The 21,804-nt window shown below is 60.6% G+C and carries 18 protein-coding genes and 1 tRNA gene; 10 read left to right on the forward strand and 9 right to left on the reverse strand.

Annotation, left to right across the window (positions count from 1 at the left end; all coding sequences use genetic code 11):
• Positions 1-3 precede the first annotated feature (3 nt).
• From J6524_RS03185 to J6524_RS03200, 4 genes are all read right to left on the reverse strand, one after another.
• Positions 4-792: a DUF502 domain-containing protein gene (locus tag J6524_RS03185; RefSeq protein ID WP_376711968.1), complete on the reverse strand. Its 789-nt coding sequence runs from the start codon at positions 790-792 to the stop codon at positions 4-6.
• A 191-nt stretch (positions 793-983) separates the two neighbouring features.
• Positions 984-2,810, reverse strand: a complete 1,827-nt coding sequence (glmS, locus tag J6524_RS03190; RefSeq protein ID WP_225668864.1) for a glutamine--fructose-6-phosphate transaminase (isomerizing) — start codon at positions 2,808-2,810, stop codon at positions 984-986.
• Between the two features lie 1,018 nt (positions 2,811-3,828).
• On the reverse strand, positions 3,829-4,617 hold the full coding sequence (locus J6524_RS03195) for a class I SAM-dependent methyltransferase (protein ID WP_225668865.1): 789 nt from the start codon (positions 4,615-4,617) through the stop codon (positions 3,829-3,831).
• A gap of 164 nt (positions 4,618-4,781) precedes the next feature.
• Positions 4,782-5,756 carry a tripartite tricarboxylate transporter substrate-binding protein gene (locus tag J6524_RS03200; protein WP_225668866.1) on the reverse strand — a complete coding sequence of 325 codons (975 nt, stop codon included), beginning with the start codon at positions 5,754-5,756 and terminating at the stop codon, positions 4,782-4,784.
• Between the two features lie 139 nt (positions 5,757-5,895).
• On the opposite strand from J6524_RS03200, the gene J6524_RS03205 reads away from it, so the two are divergent.
• A complete protein-coding gene (locus J6524_RS03205; RefSeq protein ID WP_225669314.1) occupies positions 5,896-6,792 on the forward strand; it encodes a LysR family transcriptional regulator in 897 nt (298 codons plus the stop codon).
• 181 nt (positions 6,793-6,973) lie between these two features.
• On the opposite strand, the gene J6524_RS03210 is transcribed toward J6524_RS03205, so the two are convergent.
• On the reverse strand, positions 6,974-7,342 hold the full coding sequence (locus tag J6524_RS03210) for a nuclear transport factor 2 family protein (protein ID WP_225668867.1): 369 nt from the start codon (positions 7,340-7,342) through the stop codon (positions 6,974-6,976).
• Between the two features lie 183 nt (positions 7,343-7,525).
• Between J6524_RS03210 and J6524_RS03215 the strand changes: the two genes are divergently transcribed.
• Positions 7,526-8,407: a LysR family transcriptional regulator gene (locus tag J6524_RS03215; RefSeq protein ID WP_225668868.1), complete on the forward strand. Its 882-nt coding sequence runs from the start codon at positions 7,526-7,528 to the stop codon at positions 8,405-8,407.
• Positions 8,408-8,517: 110 nt separating this feature from the next.
• Here J6524_RS03215 and J6524_RS03220 read toward each other — a convergent pair whose 3' ends face one another.
• The gene (locus tag J6524_RS03220) at positions 8,518-8,667 is read right to left on the reverse strand and encodes a hypothetical protein (RefSeq protein ID WP_225668870.1); all 150 of its coding nucleotides are present in this window, start codon (positions 8,665-8,667) and stop codon (positions 8,518-8,520) included.
• A gap of 146 nt (positions 8,668-8,813) precedes the next feature.
• Here J6524_RS03220 and J6524_RS03225 point away from each other — a divergent pair, with 146 nt between their 5' ends.
• Complete coding sequence (locus J6524_RS03225) at positions 8,814-9,140, forward strand: hypothetical protein (protein WP_225668871.1); 327 nt, start codon at positions 8,814-8,816, stop codon at positions 9,138-9,140.
• 988 nt (positions 9,141-10,128) lie between these two features.
• On the opposite strand, the gene glmU is transcribed toward J6524_RS03225, so the two are convergent.
• Positions 10,129-11,487 (reverse strand): bifunctional UDP-N-acetylglucosamine diphosphorylase/glucosamine-1-phosphate N-acetyltransferase GlmU, encoded by a 1,359-nt coding sequence (gene glmU, locus J6524_RS03230; RefSeq protein ID WP_225668872.1) that lies wholly within the window; start codon positions 11,485-11,487, stop codon positions 10,129-10,131.
• Between the two features lie 162 nt (positions 11,488-11,649).
• On the opposite strand from glmU, the gene J6524_RS03235 reads away from it, so the two are divergent.
• Together J6524_RS03235 and J6524_RS03240 are read left to right on the forward strand one after the other, a co-directional pair.
• The gene (locus J6524_RS03235; RefSeq protein ID WP_225668874.1) at positions 11,650-12,924 is read left to right on the forward strand and encodes a hypothetical protein; all 1,275 of its coding nucleotides are present in this window, start codon (positions 11,650-11,652) and stop codon (positions 12,922-12,924) included.
• A 108-nt stretch (positions 12,925-13,032) separates the two neighbouring features.
• Positions 13,033-13,413, forward strand: a complete 381-nt coding sequence (locus J6524_RS03240) for a hypothetical protein (RefSeq protein WP_225668875.1) — start codon at positions 13,033-13,035, stop codon at positions 13,411-13,413.
• Here J6524_RS03240 and J6524_RS03245 read toward each other — a convergent pair.
• Entirely contained in the window at positions 13,373-14,998 is a 1,626-nt protein-coding gene (locus tag J6524_RS03245; protein WP_225668877.1) for a glycoside hydrolase family 17 protein, read from the reverse strand. The genes J6524_RS03240 and J6524_RS03245 overlap by 41 nt on opposite strands.
• A gap of 252 nt (positions 14,999-15,250) precedes the next feature.
• Between J6524_RS03245 and J6524_RS03250 the strand changes: the two genes are divergently transcribed.
• From J6524_RS03250 to J6524_RS03270, 5 genes are all read left to right on the forward strand, one after another.
• On the forward strand, positions 15,251-15,829 hold the full coding sequence (locus tag J6524_RS03250) for a beta-1-3, beta-1-6-glucan biosynthesis protein (RefSeq protein ID WP_225668878.1): 579 nt from the start codon (positions 15,251-15,253) through the stop codon (positions 15,827-15,829).
• A gap of 203 nt (positions 15,830-16,032) precedes the next feature.
• On the forward strand, positions 16,033-18,711 hold the full coding sequence (locus J6524_RS03255; protein ID WP_225668880.1) for a glycosyltransferase: 2,679 nt from the start codon (positions 16,033-16,035) through the stop codon (positions 18,709-18,711).
• A gap of 146 nt (positions 18,712-18,857) precedes the next feature.
• Positions 18,858-18,933, forward strand: a tRNA-Lys gene (locus tag J6524_RS03260).
• Positions 18,934-19,775: 842 nt separating this feature from the next.
• Entirely contained in the window at positions 19,776-19,967 is a 192-nt protein-coding gene (locus J6524_RS03265; RefSeq protein ID WP_225668881.1) for a hypothetical protein, read from the forward strand.
• 158 nt (positions 19,968-20,125) lie between these two features.
• The gene (locus tag J6524_RS03270; protein WP_225668882.1) at positions 20,126-20,365 is read left to right on the forward strand and encodes a DUF3551 domain-containing protein; all 240 of its coding nucleotides are present in this window, start codon (positions 20,126-20,128) and stop codon (positions 20,363-20,365) included.
• Between the two features lie 807 nt (positions 20,366-21,172).
• Here the strand turns inward: J6524_RS03270 and J6524_RS03275 are convergent.
• A complete protein-coding gene (locus J6524_RS03275; RefSeq protein ID WP_225668884.1) occupies positions 21,173-21,358 on the reverse strand; it encodes a hypothetical protein in 186 nt (61 codons plus the stop codon).
• Positions 21,359-21,804 lie beyond the last annotated feature (446 nt).

Consider the following 21,804-nt stretch of genomic DNA (forward strand, 5'->3'; position numbering starts at 1 on the left):
CTCCTACTCCACTTTCACCTTGGCCGGAGCCGGCTTCAGTCCGGCGGCCGAATTTGCCACGCGCGCCGCGTTCGCCATGCCGGCCAGCGCAGCGTTCCGCTTCTGCGGGTCGGAGCCGGGCTGCACCACGCCGGCGGACATGATCAGTGTCGCGGCGTCCTCGGTCGTCATGTCGACTTCGATGATCTTGCTCTTCGGGACATAGAAGAAGAAACCCGTGGTCGGGTTCGGCGCGCAAGGCAGGAACACCGAGATGTGCTCCTCTTCGCCCGGCAATTGGCTCGCGACATTCGCACTCGGCGCCTGCGAGATCAAAACGATCGACCACATGCCGGGCGAGGGAAATTCGACCAGGCCGACCCGGCGGAAGCTCGATCCCTTGCCCGAGAACAGCGTCTCGAACACCTGCTTGAGGCCGCGATAGATCGCGCGCACCACCGGCATGCGGCCAAGCAGCCGCTCGCCGAGATCGACCAGTGTCCGCCCGATCAGGTTGGCGGTGAAGAAGCCGAGCATCGTCAGCGCAATAACGGCGACGATCAGCCCGGAACCGGGCAAGCCGAACGGCAGATAGGTTTCGGGCCGGTAGACCGTCGGGACGAACGGGCGGACCAGATTGTCGACCCAGTTCACGAACCACCAGGTCAGATAGAGGGTGATCGCGACCGGCCCTGCGACAATCAGTCCGGTCAGAAAATAGTTCCGGAAGCGGGCCATTAGCCCGGCGTGGTGATCCGGCGGTGGCGGGGCTTCCTCCGGGGGCGCAATCGGGGGCAGTTCTTCGGGGTTCATCGTGGTTCCAGGTCAGACCAGCCGGCATGTCCCAGCTAAGCCATCCTAGCAGGTTTTTGAAGAGCCGGCGTGACAGCCAATTGGCTTGACTAGAGCCTTTCCGTTTCGATTGAATCGAAACGGGGCTCTAGATTCCTTATTTTGACGCGTTTTCTTAACGCGAACCGGGGTCCACTTCGCTGGAAAACGCTCTATTCGACCGTTACCGATTTCGCGAGATTTCGCGGCTGATCCACGTCGGTGCCCATCACGACGGCGGTATGGTAGGCGAGGAGCTGCACCGGGATGGCGTAGACCATCGGGGTGAACGCCGACGCCATGTCCGGCAGCACGATGGTGACCAGGGAATCGACGGTGGCTTCCGCCGCCCCCTTGGCATCCGTCATCAGGATGATGTTGCCGCCGCGGGCGGCGACTTCCTGCATGTTGGAGACGGTCTTTTCGAACACGCGATCGTAGGGCGCGATCACCACGACCGGCATGGTCTCGTCGATCAGCGCAATCGGCCCGTGCTTGAGTTCCCCGGCGGCGTAGCCCTCGGCGTGGATGTAGGAAATTTCCTTGAGCTTCAGCGCGCCTTCCAGCGCCAGCGGATAGCTGGTGCCACGGCCGAGATAGAGCACGTCCTTCGATTTCGAGAGTTCGCGCGCCAGCTTCTCGATTTGAGGTTCAATGGTCAGCGCCGCCGTCATCAGGCGCGGAATCTCAACGAGGCCGTGAACGAGCTTGGTTTCGTCCTCGTCCGACAATGCGCCGCGCGCCTTGCCGGCGGCGACCGCGAGCGAGGCCAGCACCATCAACTGGCAGGTGAAGGCCTTGGTCGAGGCGACGCCGATCTCGGGACCGGCGAGCGTTTGCAGCACGGTTTCGCTTTCGCGCGCGATCGTCGAGGTCGGCACGTTGACGACCGAGAGCGTATGGGCGCCTTCCGCCTTGGCATAGCGCAAGGCGGCGAGCGTGTCGGCGGTCTCGCCGGACTGCGAAATGAAGATCGCCAGATCGCCCTTGCGCAAGGGCGCTTCGCGGTAGCGGAATTCGGAGGCGATATCGATTTCGACCGGTACGCGCGCCAGCCGCTCGAACCAGTATTTGGCGACATAGCCGGCATAGTTCGCGGTGCCGCAGGCGGTGATCGAAATGCGCTGGATATCCTTGAAGTCGAACGGCAGCTTGACCGGGAGCATCACGCGCTCGCTCGCCATGTCGACGTAGCGCGCCATCGTGTGCCCGACGACTTCCGGCTGCTCGTGGATTTCCTTGGCCATGAAGTGGCGGTAGTTCGCCTTGTCGACCAGCGAGGTCGAGGCGCTGTGCTTGACCGCCTCGCGCTGCACGATCGCGTTGTGCTTGTCGTAGATCACAGCGCCCTTGCGCGTCAGCACCACCCAGTCGCCGTCGTCGAGATAGCTGATCGTATCAGTGAACGGCCCGAGCGCGATCGCGTCCGACCCCAGATACATTTCGCCGTCGCCATGACCCACGGCGAGCGGCGGACCGTTGCGAGCACCGATCATCAGATCTTCGTCGCCGGCGAAGATGAAGCCGAGCGCGAACGCGCCGCGCAGTTCCGACAGCGCCGCCCTCACCGCCTCGACCGGCTTGACGCCCTTTTGCAGAAAGCTGTCGACGAGGTGGAGCACGATCTCGGTGTCGGTTTCAGTCTTGAAGACAGCGCCCTTCTTCTCCAGCGCCTCGCGCAGCTCGCGGAAATTCTCGATGATGCCGTTGTGAACCACGGCGACGCGTTCGGTCGCATGCGGATGCGCGTTGTTCTCGGTCGGCTTGCCGTGTGTGGCCCAGCGGGTGTGCCCGATCCCGGTGTGGCCCTTGAGCGGTTCGGCATCAAGCCGCTTTTCCAGGTTCTTCAGCTTGCCTTCGGCGCGACGGCGTTCGAGGTGATCGCCTTCCAGCGTGGCAACGCCGGCGGAATCATAGCCGCGATATTCAAGCCTTTTGAGAGAGTCTACCAGAAGCTCCGCGACGGGAGCTTTCCCAAGAATGCCGACAATGCCGCACATGCGGTTCAATACCCCAAATCGACGAATAGCGTCGCAACCCGCTAGTCTCTTAACGAGAAATGCAGCCTGACAGATACTCAATAATTGTTGCGTATTGAGACAGTCTTAAGCGGAAAGCTTAACGGGCCGCCTGACCAGGGATCAACCTCGCACACCCGCGAGGCGCGCGGAACACGGATCCGCGATCTCGCGGCATATCCGCCCGAGGTTTGCATCTCGTTTGCCCTCCTCTCCAATCAGAGGGCGCAGGGAAGACCGGGTGCGCGCCGCACCCGCGGTCTCGTGTGCGGTTGCGCATAGCAAGAGAGCACACGAGCATACAGGTTCGGCGGGAGCATCCCGGCCTTCCCTGCGCAATGGCTTTACGGCTTATACGTGCTCTCTCTGGTGAACGGCTCTTTTGCCACCATCGCCCGCAAGCAGCTTTCGCTCCTTAAGGACTTAACGCCAGCACCGCGGCGTCCAGACCACACGACTTCGCCGTACGCTTCCGGCGCGCAACGTCTCTCGCGCCATCAGCGTCCATCGCATCTCACCGCGCGTTCGTGACGTTCGCGAAGCGCCCCTCATCTTGCGGTGAGACGGACGGAGTTATGCCGCTGATTTGGGTAAAAACGAAAGCGGAATATTTTTGATTCCGGGACTTGACATGATTTCTGAAAATCAGAAGTGATTTGCCCCGCCGGGTAGTAGTCAAAGTGCAATTGAGTGCACTGTCACTGTAATTCCATTGACCCGAGGGACGCCGCGCGGCTTGTTGGGCAGCATTGACTTAATGGCAGTCCATTCATGGTCGGTGAGTTCGTAGCGCATGATTCCCCCACGATTCGGAGCTTGAATCACGGTTCGGCGGCCATCTCAACTGGTCGCTACGCACCCGAAAGCGGACTCGTTGTGCTCAATCTGAGTTCTTCGAGTTTTAACCCGGAACGGCCCACAAGCGGTCGCGCCCATCACCTCGTGGCAAGCATAGAGGTTGGCGGCTTCTGGGGGAGGAGCGGAAGAGCGATCGACAGCCCTATCCGGGCCGACGGCCGACGATCGCATTGGCGTGCGCCTCGATCGAGACACGCCCACTCGCCTCGATAGGGACCTGCTCACGAACCCGAGACTTGAGTTTCGTCACGTCGGCTGTCGCCATCGTTGTGAGCATCGGAGCGAGATTGGGCGCCGCGATCGTAGTGGACCAATAGTCCTCGAAATCGTCGAACGTTCGTCGCGTGCGAAGAACGCGCGCTTCGATATCGGCGAAACCCGCCCGTGTCCACAGCGCATGTAGTCCTTCGGGCGTCGAGGCTTCCGCTTTCGGGGCCCGCAGTGGCGTGAACCCCATGCCTTTCATCTGGATTATGATGGCCTCCGACGGGCCGCCGCCGCTGACGACGTCCCAGATATAAGCGGCCGCGAGACCTCCCGGCCGCACGACGCGAGCCATTTCAGCGACCCCCCTGGCAGGGTCCGGAATGAAAAACACAACGAGCGCCATTACGGCCGCATCGAAGGTGCCATCGGCAAATGGCAATGCCATTGCATCGCCCTGTCGAAACTTCGCGACAGATGTCGCCAGCCGCTCTCGTGCAAAGGCCAGCTGACCTTCCGAGGGATCCACGCCTTCGACGGTCATTGGGGCGCAGTGCTCGACCAGCAACTGTGTAAACGCGCCATTGCCGCAACCGATGTCGACCCATCGCAAATTGGGCGGGGGCGAGAGCCAATCAATAAAAGCGCGTCCGGCCAGTCCACTCCACTTGCCCATCATCCGTTCATAGACGGCGCCGTCATCGAACTTGATCGTCGGCGCGGACATTGGGTCACCTCGCTGCGTATTCGCGCGTCTCACGAACGTCGGCTCCGACGATAACCCGACACAACAACGCGCTACGATAAGCTGGCTGCCAATTACCTTGCCTTCGTACAGCTTGCGTCAATCAGGCTCTAGCTACGCTCTTATGAGTCCACGCCCTAGCTAGTTCATTGACCGGCGGTCTTGAGTACCGGCGTCCAACGGGCGACTTCACGAACGACCAGCTCCTGCAGGGCGTCAGGCGCGCAGCCGGCCCGGTCCGGGATCTCGCTGCCAAGATCGAGCAGTCGCGCGCGTGTGCCTTCGTCATCGAGGGCTTTGCCAAGCGCCTCGTTCAGTTTGCCGATCACGTGTTGTGGAGTACCCTTTGGAGCAAATAGCGCAATCCAAGCAGAGACCTCGAACTCCGGCAGGCCGCCCTCCCTGGTCGTTGGGACATCCTTCATGGCCGCCGAACGTTTGGCCGTCGCGATACCGAACGCCTTGAGCGTGCCCGCCTGAATATGCGGCGCAACGTTTACAATCTGGTCACAGCCAAAATCGACGTGTTCCGCAATAAGGTCGTTGATGGACGGCCCTGTGCCGCGGTAGGCCACCCGAGCAGTCTTTGTCCCTATGATCCATTGGAGAAGAGTGCATGTCGTGTGAGAAACCGAGCCGACGCCGGCATGCGCTTCAACTACCTTGTCCTGGTTCTTTCTCACGTAGTCGACGAACTCGCGGAGATTGTTGGCTGGAAATGTCTTCCTGGCGATGATCACGATCGGTGTGGTAACCATCAGTCCGATGGGAGTAAAGTCCTTAGCCGGATCGTATTTCAGGTTGGGATACTGCGCCGGCGCCGCACCATGTGTTCCCATATTACCCAACATGATGGTGTATCCATCTGCGTCTGCTTGCGTGGCACGGCTGATGGCGCTCGTGCCGCCAGCCCCAGCAGCATTCTCCACGACGATCGGTTGGCCCAGCGTCCTGGCCATATGCGTCCCGATGAGGCGTACGACCGTGTCGCCGGGGCCGCCGGCGGCGAACGGAACGATCAAAGTAATCGCTCGCTCCGGGAAAGCGGCCGCCGCCGGAATAGCACCGGCAACAAACGCCAACGCGGCTATGCCTGATCTTACGGTGCTAATTGGCTTCATCGTCACTCTCCTTGTCCTGCGATGTCCAAGATAGGATGCCTGAGGCCCCCCGACCCTGTATGCGCGACAAGAGACGCACAATACGGAATGTGCTAAGTGTGCCTCAGGTGCAGCCGAAGGCACGTCCCTAACGATGCCCATAAGGTTCGATCTGACCGACCTGCGACTGTTCGTGCACGTTGCCGAGGCTGGCAGCATCACGCACGGGGCCGCTCGCGCGAACATGACACTGGCGTCGGCGAGCGAGCGTATCCGCGCCATGGAAAATGCGCTCAGCGCTCCGCTCCTAGAAAGGAACCGCCGGGGGATTCGGCTTACTTCAGCAGGAACAGTGCTCCTGCATCACGCGTGGATTGTCTCGCAGCAGCTGGAGCAAATGCGCGGTGACCTGGACAATTTCGGGAAGGGGCTGACTGGACATGTACGCTTGCTGTCGAATATCGGCGCGATGGAATTTCTCCCCGTACCCCTGGCGGCTTTTCTCTCTGCCCATCCGAATATCGACGTCGACCTTGAGCATCACGGAAGCGGCGAGATTATTCGAGCAATCGCCGCGGGCCGCGGCGATATCGGCATTGTCGGGGAGACCGTTGATCCAGGCGCGGAGCTGGACAGTTTTCCGTTCGCGGAGATCCGCCTGGTCCTGGTGACGCCACTGCGGCATCCGCTCAGCCGGCATCGTAAAATTGCATTCCGCGAAACTCTCGACCATGAATTCATCGGCTTTGCCGTGGGCAGCCCGATGCAGGACTTGTTGAACTATCATGCCTTCCGTGCCGGTCGCCGGTTCAAGCTGCGCATCCGCCTCAACGGGTCCGACTTGATGTGTCAGATGGTAGAAAAGGGCATTGGTCTCGCCATCATGCCCGAAACAGCAGCTCGGCGATCCCAGCAGTCAATGGCTATCCGCGTCATTCCTCTTACGGACACTTGGGCTCTTCGCCACCTAAGGATTTGCGTGCGAAGTTTTAGGTCCCTGCCCGCACACGCTCAACGGCTGGTCGAGTTTTTGAGGCCACCCACGCCCGTGCCTTGATGGTCGTGTCCTGGCTGTCACGCATATCACTGCCGAGTATCGACGGATTTCGTCGGCTCCTGGCCCCAGAGCCGAAGTAACTGAATGTACGCTTTCACGCCGGGATAAAAGCGGACGGGCGTTTATGAGTACACGGCCTAGTGCAATTGAGTCACCCTAATTCCACCGTAATTCGCAATTGTTACGTTTTCGAAGTCATTACCTTCTGAGCGATCTTCCAGGCTCCGTTAGCCTTTAAGCATGACAGCATGTCCGTGAAGTAGCGTGGCGGAATCTGCAGTTTTAACTTCAAGACCGCGAGGTCTCCTTCAACGTCTACTGATATGATCTGATCGTGGCGCTCCAAGCCCTGTTGTTTCGGAGCGGTCATATTTCGGACGGCTGCCAGCCACGTCGCAATCGGCGTGACGCTCACGTCGCCGTCGTCGCCGACCTTTGTCACTGAACTCGACGGATGAAATATGGACGCGAATTTACCAGCGTCCATTTCATAGGCGGCGTCGAAATAGGTCTGCGCTAGAGAGCGCAAGGCGTGAACATCGGTTTCCATAGCAGTCTCCGAAAACGTTGTTACACCGACCCGATTCATGCCCCGGCTATCTCTGCCGAGCGTCAAGCTCGGCCGAACGCGCAGAGGGATGCCCTCAAGTCTTGCTGGCGAACCCTAGGGGGAAGTCGCTTATGAGACTAGACCTGTTGCACGGCATGGACTCATGAGCGATATTCATAAATCATGCGAAACGAACTGAACGAACTCGCTACGTTTGCAGTCGTCGCCAGTGAACGAAGCTTCACACGGGCTGCGGTGAAATTAGGTGTGTCTCAATCTGCCCTGAGTCACACGATCCGCGGGCTTGAGCAGCGGCTCGAATTGCAGCTTCTTGCCCGGACAACCAAGAGCGTCGCACCGACCGCTGCAGGGGCAGCTCTTTTGGAAGACCTGTCCCCAGCACTTGAGCAAATTGCTCGTGCCCTCGACAGAGCCCGAAGCATTCGGCACCGACCTGCGGGGCGCCTTCGAATCGTAATGTCACGATCGGCTGCCGTGATGGTACTCTTGCCGCGGCTAACGGCATTCGCTGAGGCCTACCCTGAGATCATTCTTGACGTTGTCACTGTCACCGGCCCTGTAGATCTTGTTGCAGGGGAGTTCGACGCCGGTATTCAGCTCGGCGAGTACATACAAAAGGATATGATCGCGGTGCCTGTCACGCGGGAATTGCGATTGGCGGCAGTAGGATCGCCTCGCTATTTCGCATCGCGACGCCTTCCGCAAAAGCCCAGGGATCTCCACGATCATCGGTGCATAACGCTGCGTCTTCCGGGCGGTCCATATCGATGGGAGTTCGAGAAGGGGCGAAAGTCGGTCACGATCAACGTGAACGGCCCACTCATCATCGACGATACGCACCTGGTGATTGAGGCGGCGCTCGCCGGGGCAGGCATCGGACTTGCCTATGAGGAGCAGGTCGCAGAGTACATTGTGAAGCGTCGGCTTATCCGCGTCCTAGAGGATTGGACGCCGCCAATTCCGGGCTTCTTCATGTATTACCCCAGCCGTCAGCATCAGCCTGCTGCGCTGTCTGCACTAGTGAATGCGCTGCGACTCTCTTAGCGATACATTCGGAGACGGCCTCCGTGGCGCGGTGACAGTGCACATAATCGCCGCAGGCGAAATGCAATTGAGTGCACTGTCACCGTAAATATAACGTACCGGTCGGATGCTCACAGATGCTTCTCGATGGCGAACGCGATCGCGATGAGCGCAGCCGTGAACAGCCCGTGCGGCCAACCAGTCACGGCCACGGCGACCGCGCCCAAGATAATGGTAATGACGGCAGCGCGAACAATCGCCCGCCGCTGTTCAGCGTCCATTCTCGTCCCCCTCAATAGGAAAAGATCTGGACTAAGTCTGGCACACGCAAATCCATCTTCCGATCCCCAATAGTTCTGATGACCTGATACCGACGCAACTCAGGGAGTGAGACGCGAATTGTTTCGAGGGACAACAAGGAATTACGGTGACAGTGCTTGACTGCACCGTCGCCGCAATTCCGCAATTCGATCCTTTTAGTTCGGATCAGTGTTCGCAGCGCGCCGGAAATAATCTTCTCTCAGCCGCCAGCCTTGGCTTCGTTTTCAGCCTTTTTCGCTTCGTTTTCGGCGTGGTTCTTGTTTTCGCTCGCCAATATGTCGACGGTGATCTACGCCGGCTTCGTGCTGCAGGATCGCGTCACGACGGCGATCTTCCTGGTCAACACGCTGTTCAGCTCCGCCGTTCTGCTCGCGACATTCCTCCAGCGCAGAACGCACAGCTCGGCGAATTGGAATCGCTGGAAACGCGCTGACGCGTCGATCACGGAATGGAGGCGCGGATGAATGCCCGCACTTGCCGCGGCGCCAGCAAGTAGCCCGCATGAGCGCAGCGATATGCGGGATAAACTACAACCCCCGGATGTCGCTGCACGCATCCGGGCTGCGCTTGCCGTGCCGAGCGTCAAACAAAAGAACGATCCCAGCCCTAAGGGGGGCAGCGGGCTGGGACCGTTCAGGTCGGAGCTGCCCCGGCGGCGAGGCACCCGACTATTCAAAGAGTTCTGTCGTCTCAAAAGTTCCGAATCCAAGGAAAGCTGAACAGCCGTTAATGGAACCGGAACGAAAGTCATCATGCCGGAATTGTTGATGCGAAACCGTCGCCCGCCGCCAATGAAGGGCGCATATCGCGGATAGCCAAAGGTCTTCGGACCCCGCTGTTCAAGAACAAGCGCTCGCGCATGATAGCCAAAGGCGACGGTCTCGTCTGATCTGCAAGAAGAAGACCTCGATATTACTGTCGGGCGTCATGGGGTCGTGCGCGCTGGAGAGCTGTTATGCGAAATATTGTTGAGATTGACTCCCGACACAGTCGCGCGATCGTTCAAAAGATTGGCGAAAGACTACGAGCGTCGATAAAGGAAGATCGAGAGATACCCGCGAACTTCAAAGTGCAAATCGATCGACTTCGGAAGTTAGAGGACGAGACGCAGCTCAGAGGTTGAGTCACGTCTGTGCGGCACGCGCGTGACTTCTAGCTCTGGGTTCAGAAGCAAAATGGCCGCAGATTGCTCTGCGGCCTACCGGATAAAAATCCTCTGTAATAAAATTCTCTAGCTCCGGTGCGAGCTACGTCGTAGTGCAAATCCCCTCGCGATTTAATCCGGGAGAGTACGGATGCCTCTACGTCGATCTAGCAGGAACGTTATTTTCGCGCCCCGTGCTCTTCAACGCGATCGTTAGGCGACGCCCAGCGCCACCTTGTTCTTGCAACGATACGCGAAAGCTTAACAAGCCCGACGCTTACCCTTGTTTCTTCGCCTTCGCCCGCATTTTCATCTCGCGATACCTCGCCGCGCCGCCGTCGCGGTTGCTCTGCGGGCTGCGCTCCACGGCCATCGCATCATCCGGCACGTCCTTGGTGATGACGGAGCCAGAGCCGATATAGGCGCCGTTGCCGATCTTCACCGGCGCCACCAGCGACGAGTTGGTGCCGACGAAGGCGCCCTGCCCGATCGTGGTCTTGTGCTTGAAGAAGCCGTCATAGTTGCAGGTGATGGTGCCGGCGCCGATGTTGGAATTGGCGCCGACATGGGCATCGCCGATGTAGGAGAGATGGTTGATCTTGACGCCGGCCTCCAGTGTCGCGGCTTTGGTCTCGACGAAGTTGCCGATCTTGGCGCCGTCACCGAGCGAGGTGCCTGGGCGCAGGCGTGCATAGGGACCGACGGAGGCTTTCTTGCCGATCGCGGTCTCAACGATGTGCGAGAACGAATGGATCACCGCGCCATCGGCAATGGTGACGCCGGGGCCGATCACCACGAACGGTTCGATGGTGACGTCGCTGCCGAACTTGGTGTCGGCGGCGAGATAGACCGTCTCCGGCGCGATGAGCGTCACGCCGGCATCCAGCGCCGCCTTGCGCAAGCGCGTCTGCATCACCGCTTCGGCTTCGGCTAGCTGCGCCTTGTTGTTGATGCCGCGCACTTCATCCTCGCTGGTTTCGATCACGACGGCCTCCAATCCCATTTCCCTGACGATGGCGACGGCATCGACCAGATAATATTCGCCCTTGCTGTTGGCATTGCCGATGCTATCAAGAATTTCCAGCACACGGCGGCCGTCGAACGCCATCACGCCGGCATTGCACAGCGTGACCTTGCGCTCCTCTTCCGTCGCGTCGGCGTGCTCGCGGATCGCCACCAGGCGGTCGCCCTCGAGCAGCAGCCGGCCATAGCCGGTCGGATCGGCGGCACGGAAGCCGAGCACGGCGAGCGCCGCGCCCTTCTCCAAGGGCGCACGCAGGCGCGCAAACGTCTCCGCCGAGATCAGCGGCGTATCGCCGAACGCAACCAAGAGATCGTCGGCGCCGCGCGCGATCGCCTCGCGGGCCGCCAGTACCGCGTGCGCGGTGCCGAGGCGCTCGGCCTGAACGAAGGTCGCCGCATCAGGGCGCACGCGCCTGGCCTCGTCCGCGACCGCCTTGTGGTCCGGCCCGATCACGACGGCGAGCGCCGCGCTCGTCCCGTGCGGGGCGGCGTTCAGCACATGCGCCAGCAGCGACTGGCCCGCGACCTCATGCAACACCTTCGGCAGCGAGGACCGCATGCGCGTCCCCTCGCCGGCTGCGAGCACGACAGTCAGGCTGGATCGAGCGGTCATTCTGGTCCTTTGGGCGAACAGGGTTGCCGGCCGTCTTAATTGTTTTCCCGTGGAGATCAAACCGATTCGCTGCCCCGAAAATGTCCCGATTCAAGCGGGCAGCGCATTTCCTGTTAATGTTTGGCCTGTGATTCGGCGGGCCTTGAGGAGGGCCGAGGGCGTTTGGCCAAAAAACCTGACCATCTCGCGGACTTCGAGGCGGATGACAACGGTGGCGTGCTGAGCAACCTGTTGGCCGAAGAAGACGAATTCGACCGGCGCACGCTGTGGCGGATCGCGTCCTGGGGCGTCGGCGCGACCGGCGCGGTGATTCTGGCCGTGATGGCCAACCAGTCCTCCTTCGGCCTCCGGCGCGAGCAGGTCGCCGCCGCCGACCTGACGCGACAGGGGCAGCAGATCCAGACGCTCGCCCGGGAAACCCAGAACGAGGCGCGCCGGCTGGCGGCGGCGATCGAGACGCTCAATACCGATCGCGACAGGCTGTACACCCGCGTGACCAGTCTGGAACAGGGGCTGGACTCCGTCACCGGCGCCATTGCCAAGCAGGGCTCCGCCCCCGCTTCGCCGGCGATTGCCCACGCGGAACCGCAGGCCGCCCCACATCCGCAGCCCCCTGTCGCAGCCGTAACAACCGCGCCTGCCGCCGACAAATCCGCCGCTGTCGTCGAGCCCAGCCCGGCCACGGTCTCCGTCCCTGCGAAGGACAGCGCGAAGACCGACACGGCCAAAGCAGAAAACGCCAAGGCGGAAACGGCAAAAGCGGAGATGATCAAGCCGGAGCCGGCAAAACCTTCGCCCGCCACGCCTCTGATGGCCTCGCGGTCGATGATGGCCTCGCCCGATCCGGCCGCCGGCAAGCTGCTCGAGCCAGGCAAGACCCTGAGCGCGGTGATCGCGAGCCCGCTTCCGGATGTCGTGGCGGCATCGTCAAGCGATGCGGATGCGGACGACACCAATGCGCCGATGGCCTCGCTGCAGCGGACCGAATTCGGGGTCGATCTCGGCACCGCCAATTCGGTGAACGGTTTGCGCGCGTTGTGGCGCGGGCTATTGAAATCGAGATCGAACGCACCGCTGACCGCACTGCGCCCGATCATCGTCATCAAGGAAGGCGCAGGCGGGCTCGGCATGCAGCTTCGCCTCGTCGCCGGCCCCCTGCACGACGCCGGCGCCGCCGCCAAGATCTGCGCCGTTCTGACCGAAAATAACCGTCCCTGCGAAACGACGATTTTCGACGGCCAACGGCTGTCGCTGAAGTCGGATGACGCACCACCCGCCGCGGCCAAACCGACACCGCGCCGGCGCAGCGTGGCCAAGGGGGCGACGGCGGTCGTCGTCCAGGAGGCAGAGAAGAAGCCGGAGGCGCCGCCTGCACCAACGCAGACGACAACGCCGCCGACATTGTCGTCCATCTTCAACAGGAAGAACCAGCAATAAGCTTTTGCCTACATTAAGTTACGCGGCAATTCTGACCTGCATTCTCGCAGCAAGGCAGCGCTTGTTATTGCAGTTGTTCTTGCCGCCAATCCCGACCATATTGCGCGAATGAAAAAAGCTCCGTTCCGGCTCACGCCGTATCAAGTGCAATTCCTGCTGGTGGTCGGCTTCGTCACCGTCGGCTACGCGCTTTACCTGCGCTATCTCGCGATCGAGTTCTCGACCGTTGCGCTCGCCTGCGACGCTGGACAGCAGACCATGCTCTGCAAGATGCGAACGCTTGCGACCTATCTGTTCAAGAACTCGGTATTCGGGATTGCGGCGCTGGTCATTGCGACGCTTCACGTCATGCGCCCGTCGATCGTGCTGCTGACCCTCGGGCTGATCGCGGCCGGATTCGGAATCGTGCTTTACAATATCGTGCTGTCGGGACTTGCGATCGGGCTGCTCATTTTGGGATTTGCACGGCCCGCGCCCGCCACAGCGTGAACGCCAGCAGTAAATAGATCGCGCAGGTCCACATCGCCTGCCAGTTCTGGTTGCCCTCGTTGAAGCCCATGAACAGCGCGGCTGCGACCAAGAGGCCGGCAAAGGCGGATTCGGCGATCGGCCGCACGCCCTCTTTCGGCCGGTTGAGCACCATCAGCGCCGCGAACGGCACCACCGCCATGGTCAGCGAGGCGAACGGAAAATCGCGGTAGCGCGGATCGAAGGCAAAGCCGAGCGCGGTTTCCGCCGCGATCAGCGTGGTGACGACGACGACAAGGCCGAGCAGCGCTGATAGCACCGATTTCGTCCGGAATTCGCGCGGCCCGATCAGTTCGAGGAAAGTCGGCAGAGGCCGTCCTGACATCGCAGCGTTCGCGCACAGTATCGGCGAGGCGATGGCGGCCGCCAGCAGCGCGCCCCACTGCAGCCAGCCGCCAAAGCCGTAGCTCTCGTACCACATCTTGTCAGCGGCAACGCCGAGCAGCATGCCGGCTATTGTCGCCGAGGTGCCGACGGCGATCCACGCGCCCACCCCCGGCTTCCACGGCCGCCGCCGGACCGTCAGCCAGCCCACCAGGAAAACGAGGGCGCTGAGCGCCATGCCGCATCCCATCTGGATCTTCCAGAACGGATAGTTGCTGATCGGCTCGCCGGGCGGATATTTCACCGCGCGCTGCGCGTCATCGATCATGCCCCAATAGCCGCCGACGGTGCCTTCAAGCTGGCGCTTCCACGGCTGGTCATAGGCCTCGATCAGGTTGACCCGAAATTTTTCGCGCTTGGCGAGTTCGAGGATTTCGGACACGACACGCGCCTGATTGGTGCGCGAGGGCAGCGCGCCTTCGCGCATTCGCCCCGAGCTCGGCCAGCCGGTCTCGCCGATCAGGATTTCCTTGGCCGGAAACGCAACCGCCATCCGCTTGCGGATGTCGTCGACATGGTTGGCGGCAAATTTCGCGCGCACCGGCATGTCTTCCCAATACGGCAGGATGTGGATCGTGACGAAGTCGACCGCGTCGTAGATTTCGCGGTTGCGCAGCCAGAACTCCCAGACATCGGCATAGGTGACGGGCACGGTGACGCGCGATTTCACCGAGCGGATATGGGCCGCGAGATCCGACGTCGTCATCTCGCCGCGCAGCAGCACTTCGTTGCCGACCACTAGCGCCGTAATGACATCAGGATGTTCCTTGGTCAGCTCGATTGCGACCGCAATCTGGGCGAGGTTCTTGGTCCGGTTACTGGACAGCCAGATCCCCTGAATCACCTTCAGGCCGACCTTGGCGGCCAGCGCCGGGACCTGGTCGAGCCCGTTTTCGATCGAATAGGTCCGCACGCAGTCGGTGATCTTGGCGAGCTGCGCCAGATCCTGCGCGATCTGCTCCGGCAGAATCTGCGTGGACGGAATCAGCGGCGTCTGGCCATTGCGGAACGGTGCATACGACACACATTGCAGCTTGGCCGTGGGGTCGATCGGCGCGCGCACAAGCGTGATCGGCGTGGCGAGCCACCACCACAGGGCCGCGATCATTGCTAACGATGACAGGAGAAGCGCCAGCGGCGTACGAAGAGAAATCGGTTCCATCCTCCGGGCGGGGACCGTCGATTACCCGTTCATTGGCGTTCTGCCAAGATGCACGATCGCCCCATTTCGTTTCTTGCCCTGCGGCAGTTTTACCACTTCAGCGATAAAGTTGTGACTTTGCTGGACAAAATCTGAAATACCCGTCATGTGAATCGTCCAACTGTTCGCCGCAATGGGGACCAATTTGGGCGGCAACAAGCCAGACCACCACTACCCGCCGCTGGCGCGGCCGGAAACTTGATCGGGGAATGTATGCGTCGACGGGTGCTTGATCCAAGAGTTGCGATTTTGAGGCGCTTTGCCGCTGCCGGCCTGGGCCTCCTGATCGGATCGGCTGGCGCGTTTGCCCAGAGCGGCACCCCCGCCCCCCAGGACCAGCAAGGCAAGGCGCCGGCCGCCAATCCTGCTGATGTCAACAAGGACAACCAGCGCAAGGCCGACGAATTCGTCGAGGCGGGCCAGGCCATCAATGGCCCGGCCGGAAACCCTGAATGCGTCTGGCTCGGCCGCCGCGTGGTGAGCCTGATGTGGCGGGATGACCTCGACACCGCATTCCGGCATCTCGACCTTTATGACCGGTTTGGCTGCCCCGGCGGCCATGTCCAGGCCGCCTTCCGCTGCCTGACCCGCTTTGGCGGTCAGATCGACCCGAAGGTGGCGGAAACGCTCTCCAGCCGCATCCATGCCTGCTGGATCAATCCGGGCGCCCAGCCCCAGACTGCCGCGGCAAGCCCTGCGCCGGCTTCTCCTGCAACCGCGGGCAACGCGCCGCCGCCTGCCGCTTCGCCTTCGCCTGTCCCCAGCCCAGCGCCTGCGCCGCCGGCGAAATAAACGCCTGGTCATTCAGGATACGTTCAGAGGAACGATCCTATTTGTCCGGCGCTTGGATCGGTCGCGCGCCCTTAAAAAGTCATGGCGTCATACCAGTTGTGAAAACGCAGGGCAGGACTATCCTTATGACGCCGCCGTGTCGGTCGAACCTAGGGGACAGGTTCGCTTCCCATAAATTACAGCCCCGTATGGTTTAGTCTCCGATGCGCGCCATCGTAGCCGTTCTGCTGTTCGTGACCGCAGCTCATGCCGGGCTGTGGGGCTTGTTACAGGACAAGCAGCCCGCCCCGGATTTCCGGGGCATCCTGCCGAGCGTCTCCTACGCCCCGTTCGAAGGCAGCGCCCATCCCGACGTCGACAATCTTCCGCAGGTCGAAAAAATCCGCGCCGACCTGAAGAAGCTGTCGACGATGACGCGCGCGATTCGCCTCTATTCATCGACGGGCGGCGTCGAACTGGTGCCGCCAATCGCCGCCGAGTTCGGCCTCAAGGTCACCGTCGGCGCCTGGATCGACAAGAATACCGACCGCAACGAGCGCGAAATCGAGGCGGCGATCACGCTCGCCAAGCGCAACAGCAACGTCAACGGCATCGTCGTCGGCAACGAAACCATCTACCGCGGCGAGCAGAAGGTCGAAGACCTGATCGACCTGATCAAGCGCGTGAAGAAGTCGGTCAACGTTCCCGTCACCACAGGTGAAATCTGGAACATCTGGCGCGACAATCCGGAACTCGCCTCTTCCGTCGATTTCGTCGCCGCCCACGTGCTGCCCTATTGGGAAAACTTCACCGACAAGCAGGCGGTCGATCAGGCAGTCTACCTCTACGGTCTCTTGCGCGAAAAATTCCCGGGCAAGCGCATCGTCATCGCCGAATTCGGCTGGCCCAGCGCCGGCTACAATTTGAGGAACGCCGAACCCGGTCCGTTCGAGCAGGCCTCGGTGCTGCGTAACTTCGTCACCCGCGCCGAAGCCATCGGCATGGAATACAACATCGTCGAAGCGATCGATCAGCCCTGGAAATTCTTCGAAGGCGGCGTCGGCCCTTACTGGGGCATGCTCGACGCCAGCCGCGAGCCGAAATTCGCCTGGACCGGACCGATCGTGAACGAGAACTACTGGAAGCTGGCCGCGATCGCGCTTTTGGTCGGCATCCTGATGTCGCTGCCGATCCTGCGCATCGAGCGGCCGACGATCATGCAGGCGCTGGTGCTGTCAGCGGCCGCCAACGGTGTCGGCGCCTGGGCCGCCACCGTGTTCGCCTACTGGCATGGGCATTATTTCGTATTCGGCTCGGCCTTCGCGCTGACGCTTGGCCTGATCCTTCTGGTTCCGCTGATCCTGATCGCGATGGCGCGGATCGACGAGATCGCGGCGATCGCCTTCGGCCGCGGCCCGCGCCGGCTGATCGCCAAGAGCGCGACGTTGGCCCCTGCCACCATCGGCGAGAACATCGCTTTCCCGAAGGTCTCGATTCACATCCCCGCCTATTATGAGCCGGTCGAGATGCTGAAGCAGACGCTGGATGCGGTGTCGCGGCTCGACTATCCCAACTTCGAGTGCGTCTGCATCATCAACAACACGCCCGACCCGGAATTCTGGCGGCCGATCCAGGATCACTGCCGCACGCTCGGCGAACGCTTCAAGTTCATCAATGCCGAGAAGGTGAAAGGCTTCAAGGCCGGTGCGCTTCGCATCGCCATGGACCGCACCGCGGCCGATGCCGAGATCATCGGCATCATCGACGCCGACTATGTCGTGCATCCGGACTGGCTGAAGGATCTTGTTCCCGCATTCGCCGACCCGCGCGTCGGCCTGGTGCAGGCGCCGCAGGAGCATCGCGACGGCGACCGCTCGCTGATGCACTACATCATGAACGGCGAATATGCCGGCTTCTTCGACATCGGCATGGTCCAGCGCAACGAGCACAACGCCATCATCGTGCACGGCACGATGTGCCTGATCCGTCGCTCGGCGATGGACATGGCCGGCGGCTGGTCCGGCGACACCATCTGCGAGGACACCGACCTTGGTCTGACCATCCAGGAGCAAGGCTGGCTGACGCACTACACCAACGTGCGCTATGGCGAGGGTCTGCTGCCCGACACCTATGAAGCCTTCAAGAAACAGCGCCACCGCTGGGCCTATGGCGGCTTCCAGATCGTCAAGAAGCATTGGCGGCGCTTCCTGCCCGGCGCGAGCCGGCTGACGCCGGACCAGCGCCGTGAGTTCTCGCTCGGCTGGCTGAACTGGTTAGGGGCCGAAAGCCTCGGCGTGGTGGTCGCAATCCTCAACCTGATCTGGGTGCCGATCGTAGCGTTTGCCGACATCGCCGTTCCCGACAAGATCCTGACGCTGCCGATCATCGCCTCCTTTGTCGTCTCGCTCGTGCACTTCCTGGCGCTTTACCGCCTGCGCGTGAAGATCAAGGCCGGCCAGATGCTGGGCGCCATGATTGCGGCGATGAGCGTGCAATGGACCGTCTCGCGTGCGGTGGCGCAGGGCCTGATCACCGAACATCTCGCCTTCGCGCGGACGTCCAAGGGCGGCCTGTCGCGGATGTCGATCGAGTTCCAGGCGTTCTGGGAAGCCGTGATCGGCGTGCTGCTACTGATTGGCGCTGCGGTGCTCATCGTGACGAACGGCTTCAAGCAGGTGCGCGAGATCTACATTTTTGCCGGCGTGCTGGTGCTGCAAAGCCTGCCGTTCCTGTCCGCGGTCGCGATCGCGTTGTTGGAAAATTCCCGCGCCAATTCCTTCGCATTCTGGCGAAACAGCGCGGTGCGGACGGCGGAACTGATCGGGCTGCGCCCGGTCAGCCTGCCCTCGGTCACCAGCCAGTCACAGCCGGTCGCCTCGGAAATTCGCCGCGAGGCCAATTAACCGCGTGGATTGTTCGCCGCCGGGTGCTTGAAGAAGCCGAACTAACCTTTAGCTATCCAAAAGGAATTGGCCCCAAGCAAACCACGAATTTGCCGCGCCGACGCTATTGACCCGCAAGGGCCTGCCCCCTACACAGCGCGGCGAGTGAGCGCGTAGCTCAGGCGGTAGAGCACGTGACTTTTAATCATGGGGTCGAGGGTTCGAGTCCCTCCGCGCTCACCATGCAAAATCAATAACTTACTCTCAGCTTTCAAACATCGACAACTCCCTCGTATCTGCAAATCGATTAAAGCGGTTGATGCGGATCATGCCGCCGTTGGCAGCGAATCTTCCTCAAGGTCAGATCAACCTTGTCCACATTTTTGAAGAACGGTGCTAGCGCAGCGGTTTTGCTGCCGCCGTTCTAAGTCGCGTGTCAGGTTCACTGCGCTCGGTGACCGACCCGGCAATGCCCTCGGATCGTGTATGCGTGCGGATAGTTGGCAGGTGGCCCGACGCACGACGCTTCCGGACGACACACGCCGGGCCGCCCCCTCGCCAATGCGGGTCACCCCGGAATGGCAATTCAGCCTGAGTCCGATTCTTGTCAGAATTGGGCACATGCCACGCGAACAGAAAATCACCTTCGGTGAGATGTGAGGGTCCGGCGTCTTCGGCATCGTGGTCTTCTGCAGCGACTACCACTGTAGCCGCTCGACCACCCTGCCCGTCGGTCGCCGGCCGGATCAGTTCTCTGCCCTGGTCCACCTCGTTTGAGGATCCGATACCGCTTCCAAATTGCCGCCGGCTTTTCACGTTGAGCGACGCCGCCAGCTAATGGAGGCGCTAATCCTCGTTGCGGAGAATGGCGGCCCAACCACTTAGCCCGGATCGGCGTCATGCGGGCGTGGAACCGCCACGTCGAACGGGTCTTTAATCCCAAGCGCAAAGGTCATCATTGGAGCAAGCGAGACCAATGACCGTTTTCGTCTACGTCGACACCAGCAAGCGGGTTCTCGATCCCGAACACATCAAGGTGTTCGCCGCAGACTGCTGCTTTCCAATTCCAACTAGCGGAGAGCGAAATGGCTGAAAGGATCGATGTTGAGGTTACCGGCAAATCGCAGTTTGAAGTAGCCCACGAAATGGCGAGGTTCATTCTCATCAATATGGAAGGGCGTCAGGTGAAAAGCATAAAGCGGCAAGAGTTCTTGCATTTGGTGGCTGACTGCATCGAGGCCTTGCGGGGCATCAAGGCCAAGGAGATTATCAGCTAAAGGGTGAGGCTGGCACTCGTGCAGGGTTCAGCCTCCTCTTGTCCGCACAAGCAAGCTGGTGACAGGTTTGCGAGCAAGGACGCTCGCGGAAACATGGTTTTCGAAGAACGACCCGGAAGGCTAGCCTTTGTCTTGAGTGAATGCCGAAGGAGGCTCTGATGCGCATTCTGGCCTTAACGATGGCGATCGGGGTAGTTTCAATGGGACCGGCGGCTGCCCAGATGTACGATCCGGCCTATCCGGTTTGCCTGCGGGTATACGGCCCCGCCACTTATTACGAATGCCGCTACACGTCGCTGCCCCAATGCAACGCGTCGGCATCGGGCCGCTCGGCACTGTGTGTCGTCAATCCATATTTCGGGGGCGCTGATGCCGCGGGTTATAGGCGGCATCGCTGAGTTACTAAAGTAAGCCGGATTGGCCGCATCAACTACGCCGCCGACCCACCGGGACCGGCTTATGCTCGCAGTTCGATTCATCAACTAGGCGCTTGGTTCAAGCGAACGGGCAGGCATCATCGCTGAAATATCGCTAGATGGTTCAGCAGGGACAAGACGCGGTCGCATGCGTTGCTACCGGTCTTGTTGGTGCCACTGACGCATTGTTTGCGGCCAAGCCTTCGCCAATCGCCCAGCCGAAAAAACTTGGACAGATGTGCTCGGCTGCGTCGGTGGCAGTGGCCGTAAGTCATGAAGTGTCGCGTGGTGATCTCGTCCAGATTTCAGACCGGCAGGTGACTTTTTTTCATGGCTCGAGGGTTCGAGTCCCTCCGCGCTCACCAAGCAAAATCAGCTAGTTAGTGCAGATAGTGCAGATACTGATAGCGCCTAACCGCCAGGTTTTCTTTGGGCAACAGTAGACAAACCGCGCAGCGAGACCTTTTCCAGCCTGACGAAAACGCCTTGCCTTGGCTGGGTATGATTTTCTGGCCATATGTGAACCTAGATGCAGACTTTCACGACTAAGAGAGTAGCCTGTGAAATCAGGTGTGGTGTGGGCGTGAGGGGTACAACATGGAACAGTCGCTCGAAGGACGAACCGATCGTCTTCTGCAAATGTCAGCCGATCTTCATAACCAAATGGCTGAGCTTTGGGCACTCAGAGAGGCTGTACGAGCGGCCGAAGCAACACAGCGTGGCCAAATGCCGGTCCACCCTGCCGTTATCGCGCCGCCTCCAGGCATTGAGCTGCGCGCCTAACTACTCCTAAGGACTGCGAGACTGAGTCGGCCCGACACTGCTCGATGGCAGATCGAGCATCTGCAATCTGCGCTCGATCTCGGCCTTCTTGGCTTTCAGCTTTTCGCTGAGAACATCCTGCATCAGTTCGCGAAGCGCGAACAGCTCATCGATCGTCATCGATTCCCACTGCTCTTCCCATTCGTTCTTCATGATGCGCCCCCACAATCATGAGTCGAAATGACCTTCGATTGTAGTTAGGAGAGCTTTGTTCGATAGAGGCTGATGCGCGGCTTTCGGCAAACAGCCGACTATTCCATCCCATCAAGTTCGCGAACATCCCATAACGAAATTGCCAGGATAATAAGCGATGGCGTCCATGCGAGCATGGCGCCGAATGCTATAGCTTGCATAGTGGTCATGGATCGGTCCCCCCAAATTCCACTCACCAACTAACGATCAAGAGTTGACCGCTCCGATTTTGGCCAGCCCTTGCCGAGATCAAGGCTTTTATGCGATGTGAACAACTTCTGTACGCCTGACTTTTCTGGCTGCGATTATGTTGCGGCGCAATGAACAATCAATTAATCGCAGACGTCACATCAAGCTTAAACGGCAAGCTTAACTATCGAGTCTTCTTGCGACGGATGGAAACGAGT

The sequence above is a fragment of the Bradyrhizobium hereditatis genome (assembly GCF_020329435.1).
Taxonomy (GTDB): domain Bacteria; phylum Pseudomonadota; class Alphaproteobacteria; order Rhizobiales; family Xanthobacteraceae; genus Bradyrhizobium; species Bradyrhizobium hereditatis.

Coding starts and splice junctions, on each gene's coding strand:
- J6524_RS03185 (WP_376711968.1), bottom strand. CDS start 792: ATGAACCCCGAAGAACTGCCCCCGATTGCGCCCCCGGAGGAAGCCCCG.
- glmS (WP_225668864.1), bottom strand. CDS start 2,810: ATGTGCGGCATTGTCGGCATTCTTGGGAAAGCTCCCGTCGCGGAGCTT.
- J6524_RS03195 (WP_225668865.1), bottom strand. CDS start 4,617: ATGTCCGCGCCGACGATCAAGTTCGATGACGGCGCCGTCTATGAACGG.
- J6524_RS03200 (WP_225668866.1), bottom strand. CDS start 5,756: ATGAAGCCAATTAGCACCGTAAGATCAGGCATAGCCGCGTTGGCGTTT.
- J6524_RS03210 (WP_225668867.1), bottom strand. CDS start 7,342: ATGGAAACCGATGTTCACGCCTTGCGCTCTCTAGCGCAGACCTATTTC.
- J6524_RS03215 (WP_225668868.1), top strand. CDS start 7,526: ATGCGAAACGAACTGAACGAACTCGCTACGTTTGCAGTCGTCGCCAGT.
- J6524_RS03220 (WP_225668870.1), bottom strand. CDS start 8,667: ATGGACGCTGAACAGCGGCGGGCGATTGTTCGCGCTGCCGTCATTACC.
- glmU (WP_225668872.1), bottom strand. CDS start 11,487: ATGACCGCTCGATCCAGCCTGACTGTCGTGCTCGCAGCCGGCGAGGGG.
- J6524_RS03240 (WP_225668875.1), top strand. CDS start 13,033: ATGAAAAAAGCTCCGTTCCGGCTCACGCCGTATCAAGTGCAATTCCTG.
- J6524_RS03245 (WP_225668877.1), bottom strand. CDS start 14,998: ATGGAACCGATTTCTCTTCGTACGCCGCTGGCGCTTCTCCTGTCATCG.
- J6524_RS03250 (WP_225668878.1), top strand. CDS start 15,251: ATGCGTCGACGGGTGCTTGATCCAAGAGTTGCGATTTTGAGGCGCTTT.
- J6524_RS03255 (WP_225668880.1), top strand. CDS start 16,033: ATGCGCGCCATCGTAGCCGTTCTGCTGTTCGTGACCGCAGCTCATGCC.
- J6524_RS03265 (WP_225668881.1), top strand. CDS start 19,776: ATGGCTGAAAGGATCGATGTTGAGGTTACCGGCAAATCGCAGTTTGAA.
- J6524_RS03270 (WP_225668882.1), top strand. CDS start 20,126: ATGCGCATTCTGGCCTTAACGATGGCGATCGGGGTAGTTTCAATGGGA.
- J6524_RS03275 (WP_225668884.1), bottom strand. CDS start 21,358: ATGAAGAACGAATGGGAAGAGCAGTGGGAATCGATGACGATCGATGAG.